This window comes from Herbidospora daliensis, from assembly GCF_001570585.1.
In the GTDB taxonomy this organism is placed as follows: Bacteria; Actinomycetota; Actinomycetes; order Streptosporangiales; family Streptosporangiaceae; genus Herbidospora; species Herbidospora daliensis.
The window spans coordinates 354057-374177 of the sequence record NZ_BBXF01000003.1 but is presented as its reverse complement, the minus strand read 5'-3'; the positions used below and the strand labels follow the sequence as shown (position 1 = coordinate 374177).

The window sequence follows — 20121 nt, the reverse complement described above, 5'->3', positions numbered from 1 at the left end:
CAGACCTTATCCGGCCCCCGGCCGGACGTAGGTTTCGGTGAGGTGAAATCCTTCGTTCACCTGCGCAAAAACTCCTTGTGACCTGGGCGGTCACAGATCGCGGCGGCGCAGCAGCAGGGCGGCCAGGCCGAGCACCAGGGCGGTCCAGGTGATCGTCCAGGCCAGGTAGGCCCACGTGAGCGGGGCGTCGCTGAGGAACGGGAAGCCGCCCTTGACGGCCGGGCCGCCGAAGCCGAGCAGCGCGGTGGGGTCCTGGAAGGCGTACATCGCGCCGCGCCACAGGCCGTCGGTCGGGAGCAGGACCTGGGAGACCGACCCGACGGCGGCGACGCTGTCGTTGCCCAGGCCGCGGCCCACTCCCCCGACCACTCCCGCGATCCAGGTCGCGCCGAACAGGCCGACCGCGACCACGCCCGAGGCCATCGGCGAGATGAGCGTGGAGAACAGCAGCCCGAGCGTGAGCAGGACGGCCGTCTGGAGGGCGAGCAGCGCCAGGCCGGTGACCGGGTCGGAGGGCCAGTAGCCGGTGGTGGCGTACACGATCACGAACTGGGCCAGCCCGGCCAGGGCGATGAAGCCGCCGCCGAAGACGACCAGACCGAGCCACTTGCCGGTCAGGACGGTCGAGCGCCGGATCGGGCGGGCCAGGATCGCCAGGGCGGCGCCCGACTCCATCTCCCCGGCGACGGTCGGGCCGGCCAGGAAGGCGGTGCCGAGGGCGGCGATCAGGCTGAGGCCGAACATGACCAGGTTGAGCAGCTGGGAGGCGATGAGCCGCAGTTCGCCGCTGGTCAGCAGGGCGCCGTCGAACTCCTTGGTGACGAGGGTGTGGAAGCCCCACGCCGACAGGCCCAGCAGCACGACCGTGAGCACGGCCAGCGCCCGCAGCACCTTGCGGCGCGCCGCCTCGCGGAGGGTGAGGGCGGCGAAGGTGAGGACGATCATCGTTCACTTCCCAGGATGTCGAGCAGCCGGTCTTCCAGGCTGACGCGGCCGGGTTCGACCGAGTGGACGCGGGCGCCGAGCTCGACGAGGTCGGCGACCAGGTCGGGGATCAGGTCGCCCTCCAGGTCGGCGACGGTGTAGAGGTCGCCGTCGCGGCTCAGCGGCCCGGCGCGGCGCAGGCGCTCCTCGGCCTCGGCGGTGACCTTCTCCAGCCGGAGCCGCAGCTCCCGGCCGCCGAGCAGCTCGGCGAGGGTGCCCGAGGCGGCGACCCGGCCCCGGTCGAGCACGACGACGCGGTCGCAGACCCGTTCGACCTCGCCGATCAGGTGGGAGTTGAGCAGCACCGCCACGCCGCGGTCCTTCAGCGACAGCAGGATGTCGCGCACGTCGGCGCGGCCCACCGGGTCGAGCGCGCTGGTCGGCTCGTCGAGCACCACGAACTCGGGGCGGGCGACGAGCGCGACGGCCAGGCCGAGGCGCTGCTGCATGCCCTTGGAGAAGCCGCCGACGCGGTCGCCCGCCCGCTCGGCGAGCCCGACCAGGCCGAGGGTGTCGTGCCGTTCCCGCTCCGGTACGTCGGCCCCGGCGAGCCGCACGTGCAGGCCGAGGACCTCCTTCGCGGTGAGCCAGGGCTGGTAGCGGAAGAGTTCGGGCAGGTAGCCGACCTTGGCGCGGGCGCGAGGGTCGGTGACCGGCCGGCCGAGGAGCATGACCTCGCCCGCGTCGGGGCGGACCAGCCCGAGCATCATCTTGATGACGGTCGTCTTGCCGGCGCCGTTCGGGCCGAGCAGGCCGAGCACCTCGCCCCGCGCGACCGAGAAGGAGACGCCGTCGACGGCGGTCCGCTTCCGGTAGCGCTTGCGCAGGCCGGAGGTCCAGACGGCGTTGGTCATCGCAGCCCCCGGGCGACGGTCAGGACCTCGTCGGCGGTGAGCGAACCGGCGACCGCGTTGATCACGCCGTCGGCGACCCAGAGCACCGCGGTCATGGAGCCGCTCTGCACGAGCGTGGCCGGGCGGCCGCCGACGTCGGTGACGGACGTCTGCTTCTCCTCGACCGCCGAGAACAGCGGCAGCGTGCCGTCGCCGGAGAAGCCGCGCAGCTGGGCCACGACGTCGGCGGGGATGAAGCTCAGCGACGTCAGGTAATCGCGCACGGTGGTGAAGGGCACGCCCGCCGAGTAGACCGACGGCGCGGTGATCCGGGCCACGGCCAGGGCGGGGATCTCGTGGTCGGAGGCCCACACCGCCGCCAGGCCCGGCCCGGCCGACAGGATGAACCGGCTGCCGTCGAGCCCCGGCGGCATCGGCGGGGCGGTCGCCCCGGCCTTCGCGGCGGTCCGGGCGGTCGTCTCGGCGGAGAAGGTGAAGGAGGCGCCGGCCTTGCCGACGACGTAGTAGGCGGGCGCGCCGCTCACCCCGCGCGGCAGGTCGGCGACCGCCGGGAGGGTCAGGCCGGCCGCCTCCTGGGCCTCGGTGAGGCCCTTCGCGGGGCGGAAGTTGATCTCGTCGGTGATGTCGAGGTCGCCGAACTCGTCGAGTTCGGGGATCTTGGCCAGTTCGGCCTGCGGCGCGGTCACCGGGGCGACCTGCTCGGCCTGGAAGATCTGCAGCCAGTCGGCGGCGGCCGCCGCCCCCGCGCCGGTGACCAGCACGGCCGCGCCGGCGATGGCGACGACCGGGCTGCGCAGCCGGGAACGCCAGCGGCTCAGCACCGTGGCCCGCTTCGCCGGGGGGCGGGTGGAGAAGCGGGTCCACGCCTGGTCGACGTCCACCTCGACGTCGGGGCGCAAGACGGTGGCGGCGAAGGCGGCGTCGTCACGGGCCACGTTCAGTCCTTCCTGGCAGGCGGGGCAGTGGGCGATGTGGTCGCGGTCGGCGTCGGCGACCCCGTCCGGCTCGTCGAGGAGCCGGCGCAGCGTGCCGTCAGTCGGATGGCGCATGACGGTTCAACTCCTTGCGCAGAGCGGACTCGGCCCGTCGCACGATCGTGCCGACGCTGCCGGGAGACAGGTCGAGGGCGGCGGCGACCTCGGCGTAGCTGAGGCCGCTGTGCCGCAGGACCAGGGCGACCGCCTGGCGGCGCGGCAGCCGGGCGAGGGCCTCGCGCACACGGCGGCGTTCGTCGCGGGTGACGACGGCGTCGGCGATGTCGGGGGCGACGGTCTCGCCGGAGGCGTTTTCCTCCCGGGCGGTCCTCCTGCGGCCCGACCGGAGATGGTTCAGGGCGGTGTGCGCGGCGGCGACCGACAACCAGCCGGTCGCCTCCCCGGCGGGCACCGTGGAGCGGCCGAACGCGAGGAAGACCTCCTGCGCGACGTCCTCCGCCTCGTCCCGCGACCCGAGCACGCGGGCGGCCACCGCGACGACGCGCGGATAGGCGGCCCGGAACACCTGCTCCAGATCGGCCCGGACCGGCGGATCGGACCCCACGGCGACGCCCCTCCCGACCAGCACGTTCTCCTGTACGACGTTCACATTGGTAGAGCACCGCCGCAAGCTCACTTGTGACACGCCACAACCGGCTCGCTGGCCGCCTCCAAGAACGTCTCCACCGCCTCACAAGTCGCCTGGGCGAGAGTTCCCGTCGAAGCCAACGAGGAACGGGAGAACCGCCATGTTGAAGAAGACCCTGGCCGCGGCCGTCGCCGCGGCGACCCTGGCCTCCGCCGCCCCGGCCGCCGCGGAGACGTACACCATCAGGGTGCTGGGAGGGCACATCGGCAAGGTGAAGGAGTCGAACAGCACCTTCTTCTGCCCCGAGCACCAGATGCTGGTCGGCCGGGCGCACACCGGCGACGAGAACGGCACCACGACCTACTACTGCGGGCAGATCTACATCAACGACGTCCGGGTGGAGGTGCTCCCGGAGCGCTACTGGGTGCGCGTGGACGAGCCGCGCAGCGTGTACACCGTGCCCGACGGCTACGCGCTGACCGGCCGCTACCACTACGGCGACGAGAAGGGCTACACGGTCTACTACGCGCAGATGATGCGCTGGCAGGGCAAGAGCCTGCGGATCGTCGGCCGCCACTGGACGGCCGACCTGAAGGAGAGCAAGCACACCTCGCTCTCCCCCACGGGCGAGATCATGACGGGCCGCTCCCACTACGGCGACGAGAACGGCCGCACCAACTACGAGTACGCCGCCGTCGCCGTGGACGGCTGAGCCCGCGACCCCCTGGGGGTCGCGGGCTCATGGGGGGAATCGGTCAGAAGGTCTCGCAGCGGCCCTCGACGTTGACGTTCGCGCCGCGCAGCGGGCGGGCCACGTCGGCGCCCTCGCCGCAGTCGAAGGTGTCGGCGTCGTTGCCGCCCTGGACGTGGTCGTCGCCGCCGCCCGCGCTGACCACGTTGGCGCCGTTGCCGGCGTCGATGCGGTCGTTACCGCCGGCGGTGGTGATGGTGTCGGCGCCGCCCTGGCCGACGACGCAGTCGTCGCCGCCGTTGCCGGTGATGACGTCGTCGGCCGAGCGGCCGATGATCAGGTCGCTGGCGCCGGTGCCGGAGACCGACGTCGCGCCGGCGGTGGCCACGATGACGTTGCGGACCACGATGTCGCCGCAGGTCCCGGCCGGGACGCCGGACGCCGTCAGGGTGACGTCACCGGTGTGGCCGATGCCGACGATCCCGGCGACGGTGCCGTTGCCGGGCACCTCGGTCAGGGTGACCGAGCCGCCCGCGCCCGCCGTCAGCGTGACGGGGGTGCCGTTGACGGTGACCTTCGCCGCGGCCTGCCCGCTCAGCGCGGCGACCGTGTACGTCCTGCCGGTGCCGGTGATCCGGTAGGCGCCCTCGGTCAGGGCGGCGGTCCCGAAGACGCCGTTGAGCTGGACCCGCGCCGGCTGGCCGCCCGCGCCGACGGTCACCAGGACGCCGGCCGGTGCGGTGGTGTCCGAGACGGTCACGGTACGGCCCTCGCGGGCGAGGATCCGGCCCGAGGTGACGCCGTCGGAGAAGCTCTCGTTGGCGGGGTCGTCCTTCTTCGGGTCGATCGCGTCGTCGACGCCGTCGTCGTCGGTGTCGAGGTCGAGCACGGTGCAGTCGATGGTGCCGGTGCGCAGCGCGTGGCCGCCCGTGTTGCTGTCGTCGGTCCAGAAGACCGGCTTGCGGCCCGCGACGCACTCGGCCTGGGCGGCCGGGGCGAAGCCCTCGTCGTTGAGGTTGGGCAGGCCGGCCGGGCGGTCGTACACGACGGTGGCGGCGAGCTTGCCGGCGGCGTTCACGTCGAACAGGGCGGCGCGGCCCTGGCAGGTGTCGTCGCAGACGACCCAGACCTTCTTGAGTTCGGGGTCGTAGGAGAGCTCCATGACGCCGGGGAAGCCGCTGGCGACGGTGGCGATCTTGGTGAACGCGGTGCCGTTCTGGTCGAGGGCGTAGGCGTACACGCTGCCGGTGCCCTCGACGCCGACGAGGAACAGGCCCTCGCCGTGGTTCGGGTAGTCGGACGGCTTATAGGCGGCGCCGGTGCGCTCGTCGGCGAAGCCCTTCGCGGTGAGGTAGGAGTCGGGCACCCACGCGATGGCCTCCAGGCCGGCGTTGGCGCCGACCGCCGGGAGGTCGGCCGTGAGGACCCACTCCTTGGCGGCCGACAGCGTGCCGTCGGCGCCGGCCGGGTCGAAGCGCAGCACGGCAGGGCGGCTGACGCCGCTGACGCCGTTGTCGCGCTCGGTCGAGACGAACACGCCGCCCGCGACGCCGGCGGAGGTCAGCGTGACGCCCTCGGCGTCGGGGTCGCCCAGGCCGGTCGCGAACTTCAGGGGGTGGGTCTCGGCGGGCGTCCAGGCCGCGCCGTTCTTCTCCAGGCGGTAGAGGGTGCCGGGGCCGTTCTTGACCGCCCACAACGAGCCGGGACCGGCGTCGCCGGAGGGCTGGTAGAACAGGCCGCTCATGTTGCCGCCGAGCACGCCCGCGCCGTCGGCAGTCGCGACGTCGGCGCCGCCGGGCCACGGGGTGCCGGTCGGCGTGGTGGCACCGCAGGCGTTGGCCGCGCCCCTGGTTGAAGCGGTGGTGTCGGTGAACGCGCCGGTGCCGTCGGGGCAGCGGCCGTAGGTGACGGCGGCGTGCGCCGGCCAGGTGTGGGAGTCGAGCAGGGTCAGGCCGTCGGCCGAGTAGAGGCGGGCGGAGTCGGCCGCGCCCAGGCCGTAGGAGAGCTCGACGTCCACGGGGAGGAAGCCGCCGGGGGCGATGGTGCTGCCGGCCGGGATGGCGTGGATGTGGGTGTCGTCGTTGTCCTTGACGATCCAGCCCGAGACGTCGACCGGGGTCGTGCCGGTGTTGGTCAGCTCGACCCAGTCGCCCGGGGTGCCGCCGTTCGACTCGATCTCGTTGATCTTCACGGTCGAAGCCGGGGAGCCGCAGGTGTTGGCCGCGCCCTTGGTCGCGGCGGTGCTGTCGGTGAACGCGCCGGTCCCGTTGGGGCAGCGGGCGTAGGTGACGGCGGCGTGCGCCGACCAGGTGTGGGCGTCGACGAGCGTGCTGCCGTCGGCCAGGTAGACGCGGACCGAGTCGGCGCCGCCGAGGCCGTACGCGACCTCGGTGTCGAGCGCCAGGAACGCGCCCGGCGCGATCGTGGTGCCGGCCGGGACGGTGAACACGTGCGTGTCGTCGTTGTCCTTGACGATCCAGCCGCCGATGTCCACCGGGACCGGGCCGACGTTGACGAGCTCCACCCAGTCGCCCGGGGTGCCGCCGTTCGACTCGATCTCGTTGATCTTCACGAACGCCGAGGGGGTGCCGCAGTCGTTGGCCGCGCCCTTGGTGGAGGCGACCGTGGCGGCGAACGCGCCGGTGCCGTCGGGGCAGCGGCCCCAGGTGATCGGCGCGTGCGCGGCCCACGTGTAGGAGTCGACGAGCGTCGTGCCGTCGGCCAGGAAGACCCGCACGGAGTCGCCGCCGCCCAGGCCGTACGCCGGCTCGGTCTCCAGCGCGACGAACGCGCCCGGGGCGACCATGGTGCCGGCGGCGACGGTGAGGACGTGGTCGTCCTCGCTGTCCTTGATCTGCCAGCCGCCGATGTCGACCGGCGTGGTGCCGGTGTTGGTCAGCTCGACCCAGTCACCGGGGGTGCCGCCGTTCGACTCGACCTCGTTCACCTTGATCGAGGGCACCGGTTCGGCCGCCTGGGCCAACGTCACGAGGAACGGCACAGCGGTCAGGACCGGGAGTACTAATGCGACTGTCCGCCGCCAATTGATTCTCAACTTCACGCCTTCTTCACCCAGCGAACAACGTTGCGGCGAGCCTGGTGGACGCGCCTGACCAGGAGGCGAAATCAGGACGAACAGTGACTGGCGTTCACAGGCAAGTCTGCGGCCTAGTCGTGGAAAGCGGCGGTTGTCATGCTGGGCCGGTGATGTTCCGGCTGCTCGGGCCCGTCGAGGTGGGGGCCGGGGAGGCGGCCCGGCTGGAGCAGCTGCGGTTGTCGGCGACCGAGGACCGGATCGCCGCCGACCTGGCGCTCGGCCGCCACGGCCGGCTCGCCGCCGAACTGGCCGCGCTGGTGGACGTCCACCCGGCCAACGAACGGCTGCGCGGGCAGTACATGACCGTGCTCTACCGGCTGGGCCGCCAGTCCGACGCGCTGGCGGTGTTCCGCGAGGGCCGCGCGCTGCTGGCCGAGGAGCTCGGCGTCGACCCCGGGGCCGGAGCTGACCGCGATCAACCACGCGATCCTGCGCGGCGACGCCGCCCTGCTCGGGCCGCCGTCGGGCGAGGCCCATCGGATCGCCGTCCCGGCGCAGCTGCCGCCGGCCGCCGCCGACTTCACCGGCCGCGACCGGCAGAGCGCCGCGCTGGGGGCGGCGCTGAAATCGGGCGGCGGGATCGTGCAGATCGTCGCGGGCCGCGCCGGGAGTGGCAAGTCGGCGCCGGCGCTGCACGTCGCCCACCAGGTCGCCGACGCCTTCCCCGACGGCCGCCTGTACGCCGAGCTGCGCGCCCGCCGACCCGGGCGAGGTGCTCGGCCGCTTCCTCAAGGCGCTCGGGGTGACGCCCGGCGCGCTGCCCGAGTCGACCGGCGAGCGGGCCGACCTCTACCGCACGCTGCCGGCCGGCCGCCGGACGCTGGTGGTGCTCGACGACGCCGGGACCGAGCAGCAGGTCCGGCCGCTGCTGCCGGGCGGCGCGGCGGCGGTGCTGATCACCTCGCGCAACCGGCTGGGCGGGCTCTCCGGCGTCCGGCGCACCGACCTCGACGTGCTCGAACCGGGCGAGGCCCGGGAGCTGATGGCCCGGATCGTGGGCGCCGAACGGGTCGCCGCCGAGGAGGAGGAGACGGCCCGGGAGATCGCCGGGACGGCCCGCTACGGGCCGGCCCGCAGGTGAAATGGGGGACGGCCCGGCGGCACGAAGCCGCCGGGCCGTCGCCGGGTTCTAACGGTTTACCAGAAGCGGTACTCCGGCGCGGGCCACTCGGGCTCGGCGGGGGCGACCCACGGAGCGGCGCGGCGGGCGCGGACGTCGGCCTCGGTGACGGTCTCACCGGGGGCCAGGACGAGCGGGATGCGGACGCGGCTGCGCTGCAGGTCGACGGTGACCTTGGCGCCGGTGGCCGGCTCGCCGCTGTAGGTCGAGTCGGTGCCGGCCAGGACCAGGCCGATGCGGTGCCCGGCCTTGAAGGTGTAGTCCTGCGGCAGGGTCAGCCACTTGACCTCGCCGTACGAGCCCACGGGGAGCGGGTTCGAGGCGCTGATCGAGTCGCGGTTCTGCACGTCGATCCAGCCTCGGCCGACGATCTCCAGTGCGGCGGTCGCCATGTTGGTCTCGACGTCGAAGTAGCAGCCGTCGTCGGCGGCGGTCGACTCGCCGTAGCAGCTCTGCGTGGTCAGGTTGCGGATGCCCTGGTTGGAGCGCCACGCGACGCGCTCGGCGGTGCCGAAGTCGACGAGGAGCGCGGTCAGGTTGCTGGTCGGCTTGTCGAGCTTCACCTGGAGGCTGATCTCGGGCGTGCCGGACATCCGGATGTCCTTGGACAACTCACTGGTGGTGAAGGCGACGCGGCCGGCGGCCGGGGTGGTGATGTTGGCGACCATGGCGTTCTCCGACTGGCGGACGTCGGTGAAGGTCGCGGTCTCGCCGTTCTGCGCCTGGACAAGGCCCAGCGTGCCGTCGGCGGCGGGGCGGAACAGGTGCGGCTGGGCGGCGGGCTCGGGCCAGTCGCGCAGGGTGATCCAGTCGGTCCGGCCGGTCTGCACGTCGGCGCGCGGCTGCTTCATGACGTCGTTCCGCACGCCGACGAGCCAGTAGTCGAACCAGGCGTGCAGGGTGTCGACCCAGCGGTCGCGCTGGCCCTCGAAGTCGAACGGGTCGACGTGCTGGGTCTGGCCGACCCAGATCTTGCGCGGCACGCCGTTCTTGGCCAGCGCGTCCCACCAGACGGAGAAGTTGTCCGGCTTGACGTTCAGGTCGTTGACGGTGTGCACGACGAAGACCGAGGCCTTGACCTTGGACACGTCGCCGAGGGTGCCGGCGATGTAGTCGCGCTCGGCCCAGTAGGCGTTGTAGTTGCCGGTGTCGTCGCCGTCGTTGGCGTCGGCGTAGGCGCGGACCGCGGCGCACTTGGCGTCGGGGTCGGTGTCGACGGCGTTGCCGAGGTACGACTGGTAGTTGAAGTTGTAGATGACGCCGTTCATGCGCTGGTACTTGTACCAGGAGCTGATCGCCGAGATCGGGACGATGGTCTCCAGGCCCTCGACGCCGGTCGCCGCGACGCCGTTGGCGAGGGTGCCGTCGTACGACTTGCCGATCATGCCGGCCTTGCCGGTGCTCCAGTCGGCGACGGCCGGGGTGACGCCGTCGAGCTTCGTGGCGGTGGCGCGGCCGTTGAGCCAGTCGATGACGGCCTTGCCGCCCAGGATGTCGGCCTTGCCGCCGACGTCGGGGCAGCCGGTCGACTTGGTGGTGCCGATCATGTCGACGGCGAGGAAGGCGTAGCCGCGCGGCACGAAGTAGTTGTCGTACCAGAGCGGGAACTTCACGATGTTCCCGTTCGCGTCGTAGACCTTGCGCTCGGCCTCGTTGCCGCGGCCGGAGTTGTCGTAGTAGGGGCTCTCGTCGATGATCGAGGCGACCTTGAGAGCGGGGCCCGACTCCTTGGGGCGGATGATGTCGACCCGCACGCGGTCGAGGACGCCGTCGGCGTCGCTGTCGACGCTCGACTCGACGAGGACCGACTCGCGGATGGCGTCGGCGTAGGAGAAGACGGGCTGGGTGCGCCCGTTCTCCACGGAAATGGCGGGGGCGGCACTCGCCTGGACGGGGGTGGCGATGGCCACGACCAGTCCGACGGCGACGAGGGCGGCTCGCAACGGTGGCACGAAGAGCCTCCAGAGACTCGGGAATTACCCCAAATCTCTTTGAAAACCCTCATAACCGACAAGATCAGGTTACGGCTTTGACACCACCTCGTACTGGATGTGTGACATGGCACTCAGGCTCCCCAGCCTGCCTGCCGGCCGCCGACCCGGTCGGCGGCGATGCGCTCGCCGTAGCCGGAGGCGGCGTAGGCCGCCATGGGGTCGGGGGCCAGTCCCTGCTCCTCGCGGAAGGCGGCCAGCAGGGGGCGCACGTCGGTGTTGTACGCGTCCATGAACACCCCGTTGGCCCCCAGCACGTCGCCCGCGCGCTGCGCCCGCGCCAGCGCGCCGCGGTCGACGAGCAGCGCCTTGGCCGCCGCCTCCTGGACGTTCATCACCGACCTGATCTGCCCCGGGATCTTCGGCTCGATGTTGTGGCACTGGTCGAGCATGAAGGCCACGCCGCCGTCGAGACCGCCGCCGGCGACCACCTCGTACATGATCCGGAAGAGCTGGAACGGGTCGGCCGCACCGGCCATCAGGTCGTCGTCGGCGTAGAAGCGGGAGTTGAGGTCGAAGCCGCCGAGTTTCCCCTCGCGCAGCAGGAACGCCACGATGAACTCGATGTTGACGCCCGGCGCGTGGTGGCCGGTGTCGACGACCACCGTCGCCTTCGGCCCGAGCCGCAGGCAGTGGGCGTAGGCGGTGCCCCAGTCGGGCACGTCGGTGGCGTAGAAGGCCGGTTCGAACAGCTTGTACTCCAGCACCAGCCGCTGGTGGCCGCCGAGCCGGGCGTAGACGGCGTCGAGGGCCTCGGCGAGCCGGTCCTGGCGGGCCCGGATGTCGTCCTGGCCCGGGTAGTTGGTGCCGTCGGAGAACCAGAGTTTCAGCACCTCCGAGCCGGTGGCGTCCATGACGCCGACGCAGTCGAGCAGGTGCCCGAGCGCCTTGCGGCGGATCGCCGGGTCGGGGTTGGTGACGCTGCCGAGCATGTAGTCGTCGTCCTGGAAGACGTTGCTGTTGATCGCCCCGATCGCCACCCCGTGGGCGTCGGCGTGGGCGGCCAGGTCGCGGTAGTCGTCGACCCGGTCCCACGGGATGTGCAGGGCGACGGTCGGGGCGGCGCCGGTGAAGCGGTGGACCTGGGCGGCGTCGGCGATCTTCTCGTAGGGGTCGCGGGGCACCCCCTCGCGCGTGAAGACCTTGAACCGGGTGCCCGAGTTGCCGTAGGCCCATGAGGGCGTCTCGATGCGCAGCGCCCGCAGCCCAGCCGTCACCACTGTCGACCACCTCACCGCAAAAACGTTTCAATCCGCCTGACGCTAAAGCAGCCGTCAGAGGTCGTCAACGTCGCGGATATGGGATTTTCACGTTTTAAGCGGCGCGGGCATGCCGTCGGCGAAGAGCTGGGCGTCGATCTGGTCGAGCGCGATGCGCAGCGCCCCCAGCGCCACGCCGTCGGCGCCCAGGTTCGACGCCCTGACCTCCGGCACCCGCAGGACCAGCCGCTCCAGTTCGTCGACCAGCGGGTCGATGATCAGGTCGGCCGACCGCGAGTAGCCGCCGCCGAGCACCACGACCTGCGGGTCGAGCGTCAGCACGAGCGCCGCCGTGCCGACCGCGAGGTCCTTCGCGTAGCGGCGCAGCGTGGTCCGGGCGTCGCGGTCGCCCTCGCGGGCACGTTCGAAGACCCAGGCCGCCTTGTCGTCGGGGTGGACGTCGGCGGGCATGCCGGGGCAGTTCTCCAGGCGGGAGGGGGCCGACAACCAGCGGAGCGTCTTCAGCGCGCCGATCTCCCCGGCCGCGCCCCCGAAGCCGCGCCGCAGGGTGCCGTCGATGATGAGGCCGGCGCCGATGCGCATGCCCGCCTGCAGGTAGACGATGTCGTCGGCGTCCTGGGCGGCGCCCTGCCAGCGTTCGGCCACGGCGGCCAGCTTGCAGTCGTTCTCGACCGAGATCGGGCAGCCGAACCGGGCCGCGAGGTGGTCGGCCGGCGAGACGCTCGCCCAGCCGGGCAGCGGGGTGAACAGGGAGGTCCGGCCCGAGGCGTCGACCGGGCCGGTCACCCCTACCGTGATCGCCCAGATCCGGTCGGGTTCGAGCCCGGCCTCGGTCAGGCAGCCGTCGAGGGCGGCGTCGAGGGCCGCGAGCCGTTCGGCCGGGCCGGCGTCGGGGTCGACCGGCAGACGGCGGCTGAGCAGCACCTCCCCTTCGAGGTTCGACAGCAGCACGAGTATCTTGTGCGCGCCGACGTCGACCCCGAAGACGTGCCCCGCGTCGGCGTTGAAGCGGTAGCGGCGGGCCGGGCGGCCGACGGTGCTGCCGTCGGGCTCGACGACCTGCACCCACCCGTCGGTCACCAGCCCGCGCACGACGACGTCGGTGCCCGGCCGCGACAGCCCGGTGCGGCCCGCCAGCTCGGTGACGGTGGCGGGCGGCTGGCCCCGCATCGCCCGGACGACGCTGAGCGAGTTGAGCTCGCGGAGCCTGCTGACATCGGCTCCGGCCGGGTCGACCACCTGTGCCCCCTAAAGCGAGACCGTGGCTCGCGTCTGGAATCTGCCCCACTAATTACGCTTTGAGAAAGCGTAATTCTATCGTCCACCTCACGAGATCGGGTACTGCTGGCCGGGGCTCAGCGCGGGGGTGAAGTCGACCTCGCGGCCGTCGACGGTGAAGCGGTAACGGCCCTCCTGGACGATCTCCGGCCGGTCGGTCAGATAGGCGCGCAGGCGTTCCAGCTCGGCGGGGCTGAGCCACGAGGGCGGGTCGGACACCGCGCGGAAGCCGCAGATCGCGGCGAGGTCCTGCAACCAGGCCATCTGGGCGTCGGTGAGCAGGTTCAGCCGGCTGCGGAAGTAGACGACGTCGGGGTCGACCTGGAGCAGCGGCGCGTGCCACAACCGGTGGAGGGAGTTCACGACGGCGTTGTAGGCCATCGCGTCGGAGGGGTCGTCGGTGGCGTAGTTGGCCCACATCGGGGCGACGTCGGGGCCGCTGCGCATGCCGTCGACCAGCCCGAGCGAGGGCAGCAGCAGGCCGCCGCTGCCGAGCAGGTAGACCTCCGGTCCGGCCGCCTCGCGGATCAGCCGCAGGCCGTCGCGGTACGCCCGCTCCCGCGCCGCCCCCGAGTATCGGATCCCGGGCACCGCGCCCGCGTTGACGAAGTCGAGCTTGAGATAGGTGAAGCCCCACTCGTGCACCACCCGGTGGATCAGGGCCCGCAGGTGCTCCTGAACACCGGGGTGGGTGAGGTCGAGCGCCCAGTAGGCGGCCCCCCAGTTGTGCCCGGCCTCGACCGGGTTCCCCGCGGCGTCGCGCAGCAGGAACTCCGGGTCGGTATCGGCGTCCGGCAGCGTGATGAACGGCGCCAGCCAGAGCCCCGGCCGCAGGCCCGCCGCGCTGATCCGCCCGGCCAGCGCGGCCATGCCCGAGGGGAACTTGCCGTTGGGCTCCCAGTCCCCCACGATCCGCTGCCAGCCGTCGTCGACCTGGACGACGTCGTAGGGCAGCCCGGCCAGCCCGGCGAGGTCCTTGTTGAGCTGCTCCTCGGTGATGCCCTCGTAGTAGGCGTACCAGGTGCACCACACGTTGCCCGCCCGCCGGTCGCTGCGGCCCAGCCGCCCGGCCAGCTCACGGGTGTAGGAGGCGAAGACCTCCCGCTCGGGGCCGTACGCCAGGAACCAGGGCGCGCCGTCCTCCTCGCACCACCCGGCGAGGGTGTCGTGGTCGGCGGCCAGCCGGGGGGTGCCCAGGCCCAGCGCGCCCAGCAGGAGCACGTTCCCGTCGGGCCCCTGGAGGGCGGCCACGGCCGAGGAGTGGTGGCGGGCCGGGTCGTCCCAGACGGTGTCGTCGGCGGTCAGGCGGCGTTCGGGGTCGGCGATGCGCAGCGGGGGTTCGCTGAGGCGGCGCCAGCCGCAGGGGCTCCACGAGTTCTGGCCGTGCCGGTAGAACAGGGCGTCGCCGAGTCCGTGCAGGACCGCGACCCGGCCGGGCGGCAGGATCAGGCCGCCGGCGACGGGCTCGACGGGGACCGATCCGGTCAGTTCGACGGCGAAGGCGCGTCCCGCCAGGTCGACGAGCAGGGGCATGGTTCTCCTCACTGGAAGCGAGCCAGGGTCCGGCGGGACCCACACGGTCCCGCCGGGAGCGGATCATCAGACGAACAGGGCGTTGACCTGCTGGTTCGCCTTGGTCAGGGCGTCGGCCGGGGAGATCTGGCCGAGGATCACCGACTGCAGGGCGTCCTGCACGATCTGGCTGATCTCGGTGCCGTGGTCGGTGATCGGGAGCAGGAAGGTGCCGCCGGGGGTGGTGGTGTAGTCGACGTACACCTGGACGTCGCGGCCCTTGGCCTTGTGGGCGGCGAGCGCGCGTTCGGTGGCGCTCTTGACGGCCGGGAAGACGACGGCGTTGTCGCCGACGGTGTTCTGGCAGTCGGCCGAGCCGAGGTACTTCACCCACTTCCAGGCGGCGTCCTTGTGCTCGGTGCCGGCCCAGATCGCGTCGGAGAGGCCGTTGATGGCGCTCTTGCGGGTGCCCGTGGGGCCGACCGGGAGCGGGGCGAGCGCGAACTTCTGCTGGGCGCCCTCGCCGAGGTAGGTGTTGATGGTCCAGGAGCCGGCGATGGTCAGCGCGGCCTTGCCGGAGTTCATCACGGCGTCGATGCCGAGCGTCGACTGCTTGTCGAACTTCGGCGCGAAGCCCTTGTCGGTCAGCGCCTTGTACCAGGCGATGGTCTCGATCAGCTTGGGGTCGTCGTACTTGTACTGGGTGCCCCACGGGTTCTTGTCGAGGTAGACGAAGCCGTTGGCGGCGGCGAGCTCGCCCCAGCCGTTCTGGCCCTGGGAGCCGTCGTTCCACTCGGGCAGGTAGCCGTAGACGGCGACGTCGTCCTTGTCGAAGGCGGGGTCGAGGCCGTTTCGGCCCTTGGAGTCGACCGTGAGCTTGGCGATGACCTGCTCGAAGGTGCCGCCGTCCTGCGGGTTCCAGGTGAGGTTCGCCAGTTCGGCGGGGTCGACGCCGGCCTTGGCGAGCAGGTCGCCGTTGTACACGACCGCCTCGGTGTCCCAGTCCTTGGGCAGGCCGTAGCGTTTGCCGTCCTTGGTCCAGAGGTCGGCGAGGCCGGACTGGTACTGGCTCAGGTCGACCTTGTCGGCGTCGACGTAGGGCTGGATGTCGAGGATCTGCCCGCTGGTGACGAACTGCGGGTAGTAGGAGACCTGGTTGGTCCAGACGTCGGGGGCGTCGCCGGCGGCGAGCTGGGTGGTCAGGTTCTGCCAGTACTGCGCCCAGGCCGTCTGGGTGATCTTCACCGTGATGCCGGGGTTGGCGGCGGCGAAGGCGTCGGCGCAGGCCTGGTAGCTGGCCTGCTGGTTGTCGTCCCAGAGCCAGTAGTCGAGGGTGACCTGGCCGCCCCCGCTCCCCGGCTCCTCGTCCGCGCCGCCGCAGCCGGTGAGCGCCAGCAACCCGCACAGCAGGGCCGCGCCGACCCGCTTCCTGTCGATCATCGAGGTACCTCTTCCTGGGGGGACGTGGCCGAGGGGCCAGAAAAGTTCCCTCTTGCCTTGGGGGCTCTCCCGAATAATGATGTGGCTCATCGAAAATTTGTCAAGGCTGACTCATAAGTCCCCTGCTGGAGGCCCGATGGTCCCCCGACCTGCCCGGATACTCATGGCCGCGCTGATCACGGCGGTCCTGCTGACCGCACCGGCCGAGGCCCACCCTGGCTGGCGGCCGCTCGCCGCCGGCCAGGAACCCGCCGCCAACCCCCTGAAGGGCTTCATCCCGTACGCCGGCGCGTACGCGACGTTCCCGCACACGATGGAGTGGTTCTACCTGCCGCTCGACGCGGTGATGACCGGCCCGCACCGGTTCGACTGGCGGGCCCTGGAGGAGGGGCTCGACGCCATCGCGGCCCGGGGGCACCAGACCGCGTTCCGCTTCTACCTCGACTATCCGGCCAAGCCGAGCGGCATCCCGCGGTTCCTGATCGACCAGGGGCTGCTCACCCGGCCGTACGACGACTTCGGCAACGACGGCCTCAGCGTGTCGCCCGACTACGACGACCCGCGCCTGGCCGCCGCGCTCGACGCGTTCATCGCCGCGCTCGGCCGCCGCTACGACGGCGACCCCCGGATCGGCTTCGTGCAGCTCGGCCTGCTGGGCTTCTGGGGCGAGTGGCACACCTGGCCGCACAACGGCGACCCGGGCACGGAGAACTGGTTCGCGTCCCCGGCGCAGCAGCAGCGGGTGCTGCGCGCCTACGACGCGGCCTTCGACGAGACGCGGCTGATGGTGCGCTATCCGGGCGCCGACAACGCGGCGCTCGATATGGGCTACCACGACGACTCGTTCGTCTTCTCGACGCTGCCCGGTCCGGGCTGGCACTTCATGGACCTGATGAACCAGGCCGGGACGGCGGACAAGTGGAAGACCAACCCGGTCGCCGGTGAGCTGCGTCCCGAACTGCAGGGGTGCCTGTTCTCGGGCGGCTGCGACGGCGACTTCGCGGGCAGCGTCGCGCAGACCCACGCGACGTGGCTGCTCAACCACCACGCCTTCAGCCCCGGGTACACGGGCGCGGCCTACGACGCCGCGCTGGCCGCCGCCACATCGCTCGGCTACTCGTTGCGGGTCGCCGAGGCGCGCGTCGGCGGCTCCGAGGTGGCCGTGCGGATCGTGAACGAGGGCGTCGCGCCGTTCCCCTACGACTGGCCGGTCGAGGTGGCCGCTGTCAGGAACGGCCGGATCACGAAGAGGTGGACGACGTCCTGGCAGCTCACGAGCGTGCTGCCGGGCGCCCCGGCCGAGCTGAGCACCCGGCTCCACGGGCTCAGGAAGGGCGACCACACGCTGGTCATGCGGGTCGTCAATCCGCTGAGGAACGGCGTGCCGCTACGCTTCGCCAACGCCGGACAGGACACGACGCTGACCGGCTGGCTCACCCTCGGCCGCACGCACTAGGGACCCGACATGCATGACCTCCGCCTGGGCGTGATCGGCGCCGGACAACGATCGACCCTCGCCGCCGCCGCCCACCGCCCGGGCCGGGGGTGCCGGATCGCCGCCGTGTGCGACACCGACCCGGCCGCGCTGACCCGGCTCCCCGCGGAGCGCGCCTTCACCGACTACCGCGACCTGCTGGAGGACGACGTCGACGCCGTCCTCATCGCCACCCCCGACGACACCCACGCCGAGATCGCCATCGCGGCGCTGCGCGCGGGCAAGGCGGTCTACCTGGAGAAACCGCTCGCCATCACGATCGGCGACTGCGACGAGGTGCTCCGCACGGCGGCCGAGACCGGCACCCGCCTCTACCTGGGCCACAACATGCGGCACATGGGCGTGGTCCGGCTGATGCGCGAGGTGATCGCGCGCGGGGAGATCGGCGTGCCGAAGACGATCTGGGTGCGGCACTTCGTCGGGCGCGGCGGCGAGTACTACTTCAAGGACTGGCACGCCGACCGCCGCCGCACCACCGGCCTGCTGCTCCAGAAGGCCGCCCACGACCTCGACGTGATCCACTGGCTGGCCGGCGGCTACACCGAACGGGTCAGCGCCTTCGGCGATCTCCTGGTGTACGGGAACCTCGACCGCCGCCCGCCGGGCACACCCCCGGCCGAGGGCTGGCTGCGCGACTGGCCCTGGCCGCCGTCGGCGTCGACGGGCTTCCACCACCTGATCGACGTCGAGGACGTGTCGGTGATGAACATGCGGCTCGACAACGGCGTCATCGCCGCCTATCAGCAGTGCCACTTCAGCCCCGACTACTGGCGCAACTACACCGTCATCGGCACCCACGGCCGCCTGGAGAACCTCGGCGACGGGCCCGGCTCGGTCGTCCAGGTCTGGAACAGCGGGCAGTCGCCCTACCGGGAACCCGACCGGGCCTACCGGGTGCCGGAGGCGGCCGGCGGGCACGGCGGCGCCGACGAGGCGATCATGGCGGAGTTCCTCCGGTTCGCCCGGCACGGCGGCCCGACCGACACCTCGCCGGTGGCGGCCCGGATGAGCGTCGCGGCCGGGTACCTCGCCACGTTGTCGCTGCGCGACGGCGGCACGCCGTTCGACGTGCCGCCGCTCGACCCCGCGATCGTGCGCTACTTCATGCCGGAGAAGTTGAGCGACTGAACCAGCCGCCGCCCGAGGAAGACGAGCAGCAGCAGGACCGGGACGACCGACAACACCGAGCCCGCCATGAGGCCGGTCCAGTCGGGCGCCCGGTTCGGCGACTGCTGGAGGAACACCCCCAGGCCGACGGTCAGGACGCGGGTCTCCTCGGCCTTGCCGACGAGCAGCGGCCACAGGTAGTCCTTCCAGCTCCACACGATCGTGGTCAGCCCGATCGTGATGAGCGGCCCCCGGCTCATCGGCAGCACGATCCGCCAGAACATGCCCCACCGGCCGACGCCCTCCAGCGTCGCGGCCTCCTCGACGTCACGCGGGATCGACAGGAAGAACTGCCGCAGGAAGAACACCGCGAACGGGGTCATGAGCAGGCTCGGCAGCACCAGCCCGGGGAAGGTGTTGACCAGGCCGAGCTGCTTGACCAGCACGAAGTTGGGCAGCAGCGTGAAGATCGGCGGCACCATCAGCGCCGCCACGATGACGCCGAACACCAGGTCGCGTCCCGGGAAGCGCAGCCGCGCGAAGGCGTAGCCGGCCATCGCGCAGCAGAGCGTCTGGACGACCGCGATCAGGCCGCTGTAGACGAGCGAGTTGGCCGTGTAGAGCAGGAAGTCGATCTCGGCGCCCGATCCGCCCGCCGCCCTGGCCTCCTCGGAGGAGACCAGCCCCAGCACGCGGGTGAAGTTGATCAGGGTCGGGTTCGACGGCCAGAGCGCGGTCGAGTCGCGGAACAGGTCGGCGGCGGGGGTGAGCGCCGTCCGGATCATCCAGTAGAAGGGGAAGACGGTCACGGCGAGCGCCGCGATCAGGGCGAGCCAGGAGGCGCGCTTCAGCATGGGGGAGCTCCTTAGCCAGGTCCGATCAGCCCAGGTCCGACCGGGACGCGCGCAGCATCCGCATCTGCACGGCGGTCAGCACGCCGAGGACCAGCACGAGGACCATCGCCACGGCGGCGGCGTAGCCCATGTGGAAGTAGGTGAAGGCCTGCTGGAAGATGTAGTAGTAGATGACGCGGGCCTCCGGGATGGGGGCTTTGCCGCCGTAGACGACCGCGACGGTGTCGAAGATCTGGAATGACCCGATCAGCGACACGACCAGCACCAGCGCGATGATCGGCCGCAGCAGCGGCAGCGTGATCGAGCGGAACATGCGCACCTCGCCAGCGCCGTCGATCGAGGCGCTCTCGTAGAGCCCTTGGGGGATCTGCAGCATCCCGGCGTACAGCAGCAGCGCCGTGTAGCCCGTGTAGGCCCAGCTGTTGACCAGCGCGACCAGCGGCATCGCCCAGGTGGGCGAGTTGAACGACAACGTCGTGTCGATGCCGACCACGCCGAGCAGGTGGTTGACGAAGCCCAGGTCGGGGTCGAGCAGCCAGGCCCAGAGCAGGCCGATGGTCACGTTCGGCACCAGCCACGGCACCAGCAGCGCGGCGCGCAGCACGACCGAGCGGGTCAGCCGGTGCATGAGCGCGGCCAGGCCGAGCGCGAGCAGGGTCTGGGAGCCGATGTTCACCACGACGTAGTAGGCGGTGACCTTGAGGGCGTTCCAGAACTGCCCGTCGCCGACGAGCTCGCGGTAGTTGTCGGCGCCGACGTAGGCGGGGTCGTTGAGCAGGCTGTAGTCGGTGAACGAGTACCAGACGCCGCGGACCGTCGGATAGGCGTAGAAGATCAGGAATCCGATGATCACCGGCAGCAGGAACAACCAGCCGGCCATCCGGTCGTCGCGCTTCCTCAGAACCGCCTGCATGC

16 protein-coding genes and 1 pseudogene are annotated in these 20121 nt (G+C 71.8%); 5 read left to right on the top strand and 12 right to left on the bottom strand.

The features are described 5' to 3' along the window. Nucleotides 1-90 precede the first annotated feature (90 nt). From AW274_RS17035 to AW274_RS17020, 4 genes are read right to left on the bottom strand one after another with little or no spacing between them, the layout of a single operon-like run. Nucleotides 91-945 carry an ABC transporter permease gene (locus tag AW274_RS17035; RefSeq protein WP_062432860.1) on the bottom strand — a complete coding sequence of 285 codons (855 nt, stop codon included), beginning with the start codon at nt 943-945 and terminating at the stop codon, nt 91-93. Further along, a complete protein-coding gene (locus AW274_RS17030; protein WP_062432857.1) occupies nt 942-1838 on the bottom strand; it encodes an ABC transporter ATP-binding protein in 897 nt (298 codons plus the stop codon). Before AW274_RS17030 ends, AW274_RS17035 begins: the two co-directional genes overlap by 4 nt. After that, a complete protein-coding gene (locus AW274_RS17025; protein ID WP_062432854.1) occupies nt 1835-2887 on the bottom strand; it encodes a hypothetical protein in 1053 nt (350 codons plus the stop codon). Before AW274_RS17025 ends, AW274_RS17030 begins: the two co-directional genes overlap by 4 nt. Continuing rightward, nucleotides 2871-3422, bottom strand: a complete 552-nt coding sequence (locus AW274_RS17020; protein ID WP_083974389.1) for a sigma-70 family RNA polymerase sigma factor — start codon at nt 3420-3422, stop codon at nt 2871-2873. The genes AW274_RS17025 and AW274_RS17020 overlap by 17 nt, the downstream gene beginning before the upstream one ends. A gap of 139 nt (nt 3423-3561) precedes the next feature. On the opposite strand from AW274_RS17020, the gene AW274_RS17015 reads away from it, so the two are divergent. Then, on the top strand, nt 3562-4113 hold the full coding sequence (locus AW274_RS17015; protein ID WP_062432851.1) for a hypothetical protein: 552 nt from the start codon (nt 3562-3564) through the stop codon (nt 4111-4113). A gap of 43 nt (nt 4114-4156) precedes the next feature. Here AW274_RS17015 and AW274_RS41315 read toward each other — a convergent pair whose 3' ends face one another. Further along, nucleotides 4157-7093: a lamin tail domain-containing protein gene (locus AW274_RS41315; RefSeq protein WP_063813406.1), complete on the bottom strand. Its 2937-nt coding sequence runs from the start codon at nt 7091-7093 to the stop codon at nt 4157-4159. Between the two features lie 206 nt (nt 7094-7299). Between AW274_RS41315 and AW274_RS42980 the strand changes: the two are divergent. Together AW274_RS42980 and AW274_RS17000 are read left to right on the top strand one after the other, a co-directional pair. Continuing rightward, a pseudogene (locus AW274_RS42980) lies at nt 7300-7533 on the top strand (BTAD domain-containing putative transcriptional regulator); the annotation flags it as partial. 266 nt (nt 7534-7799) lie between these two features. Next, on the top strand, nt 7800-8270 hold the full coding sequence (locus AW274_RS17000; RefSeq protein WP_232320155.1) for a hypothetical protein: 471 nt from the start codon (nt 7800-7802) through the stop codon (nt 8268-8270). Nucleotides 8271-8326: 56 nt separating this feature from the next. On the opposite strand, the gene AW274_RS16995 is transcribed toward AW274_RS17000, so the two are convergent. The 5 genes from AW274_RS16995 to AW274_RS16975 form a co-directional block, all read right to left on the bottom strand. After that, nucleotides 8327-10261, bottom strand: a complete 1935-nt coding sequence (locus AW274_RS16995; protein WP_083974385.1) for a Xaa-Pro dipeptidyl-peptidase — start codon at nt 10259-10261, stop codon at nt 8327-8329. A gap of 113 nt (nt 10262-10374) precedes the next feature. Next, a complete protein-coding gene (gene rhaI, locus AW274_RS16990; protein ID WP_062432844.1) occupies nt 10375-11535 on the bottom strand; it encodes an L-rhamnose isomerase in 1161 nt (386 codons plus the stop codon). A 72-nt stretch (nt 11536-11607) separates the two neighbouring features. Further along, nucleotides 11608-12759, bottom strand: a complete 1152-nt coding sequence (locus AW274_RS16985) for an ROK family transcriptional regulator (protein WP_062432842.1) — start codon at nt 12757-12759, stop codon at nt 11608-11610. 87 nt (nt 12760-12846) lie between these two features. Next, nucleotides 12847-14331 carry a glycoside hydrolase family 36 protein gene (locus tag AW274_RS16980; RefSeq protein WP_062432839.1) on the bottom strand — a complete coding sequence of 495 codons (1485 nt, stop codon included), beginning with the start codon at nt 14329-14331 and terminating at the stop codon, nt 12847-12849. A 66-nt stretch (nt 14332-14397) separates the two neighbouring features. Then, on the bottom strand, nt 14398-15750 hold the full coding sequence (locus AW274_RS16975) for an ABC transporter substrate-binding protein (protein WP_062432836.1): 1353 nt from the start codon (nt 15748-15750) through the stop codon (nt 14398-14400). A gap of 136 nt (nt 15751-15886) precedes the next feature. Here AW274_RS16975 and AW274_RS16970 point away from each other — a divergent pair, with 136 nt between their 5' ends. After that, complete coding sequence (locus AW274_RS16970; protein WP_062432833.1) at nt 15887-17206, top strand: hypothetical protein; 1320 nt, start codon at nt 15887-15889, stop codon at nt 17204-17206. Nucleotides 17207-17215: 9 nt separating this feature from the next. Continuing rightward, nucleotides 17216-18373: a Gfo/Idh/MocA family protein gene (locus AW274_RS16965; protein ID WP_062432830.1), complete on the top strand. Its 1158-nt coding sequence runs from the start codon at nt 17216-17218 to the stop codon at nt 18371-18373. Here the strand turns inward: AW274_RS16965 and AW274_RS16960 are convergent. Both AW274_RS16960 and AW274_RS16955 read right to left on the bottom strand, forming a co-directional pair. Then, nucleotides 18343-19206 carry a carbohydrate ABC transporter permease gene (locus AW274_RS16960; protein WP_062432828.1) on the bottom strand — a complete coding sequence of 288 codons (864 nt, stop codon included), beginning with the start codon at nt 19204-19206 and terminating at the stop codon, nt 18343-18345. The genes AW274_RS16965 and AW274_RS16960 overlap by 31 nt on opposite strands. Before the next feature lie 25 nt (nt 19207-19231). Beyond that, nucleotides 19232-20119 carry a carbohydrate ABC transporter permease gene (locus AW274_RS16955; RefSeq protein ID WP_062432825.1) on the bottom strand — a complete coding sequence of 296 codons (888 nt, stop codon included), beginning with the start codon at nt 20117-20119 and terminating at the stop codon, nt 19232-19234. Nucleotides 20120-20121 lie beyond the last annotated feature (2 nt).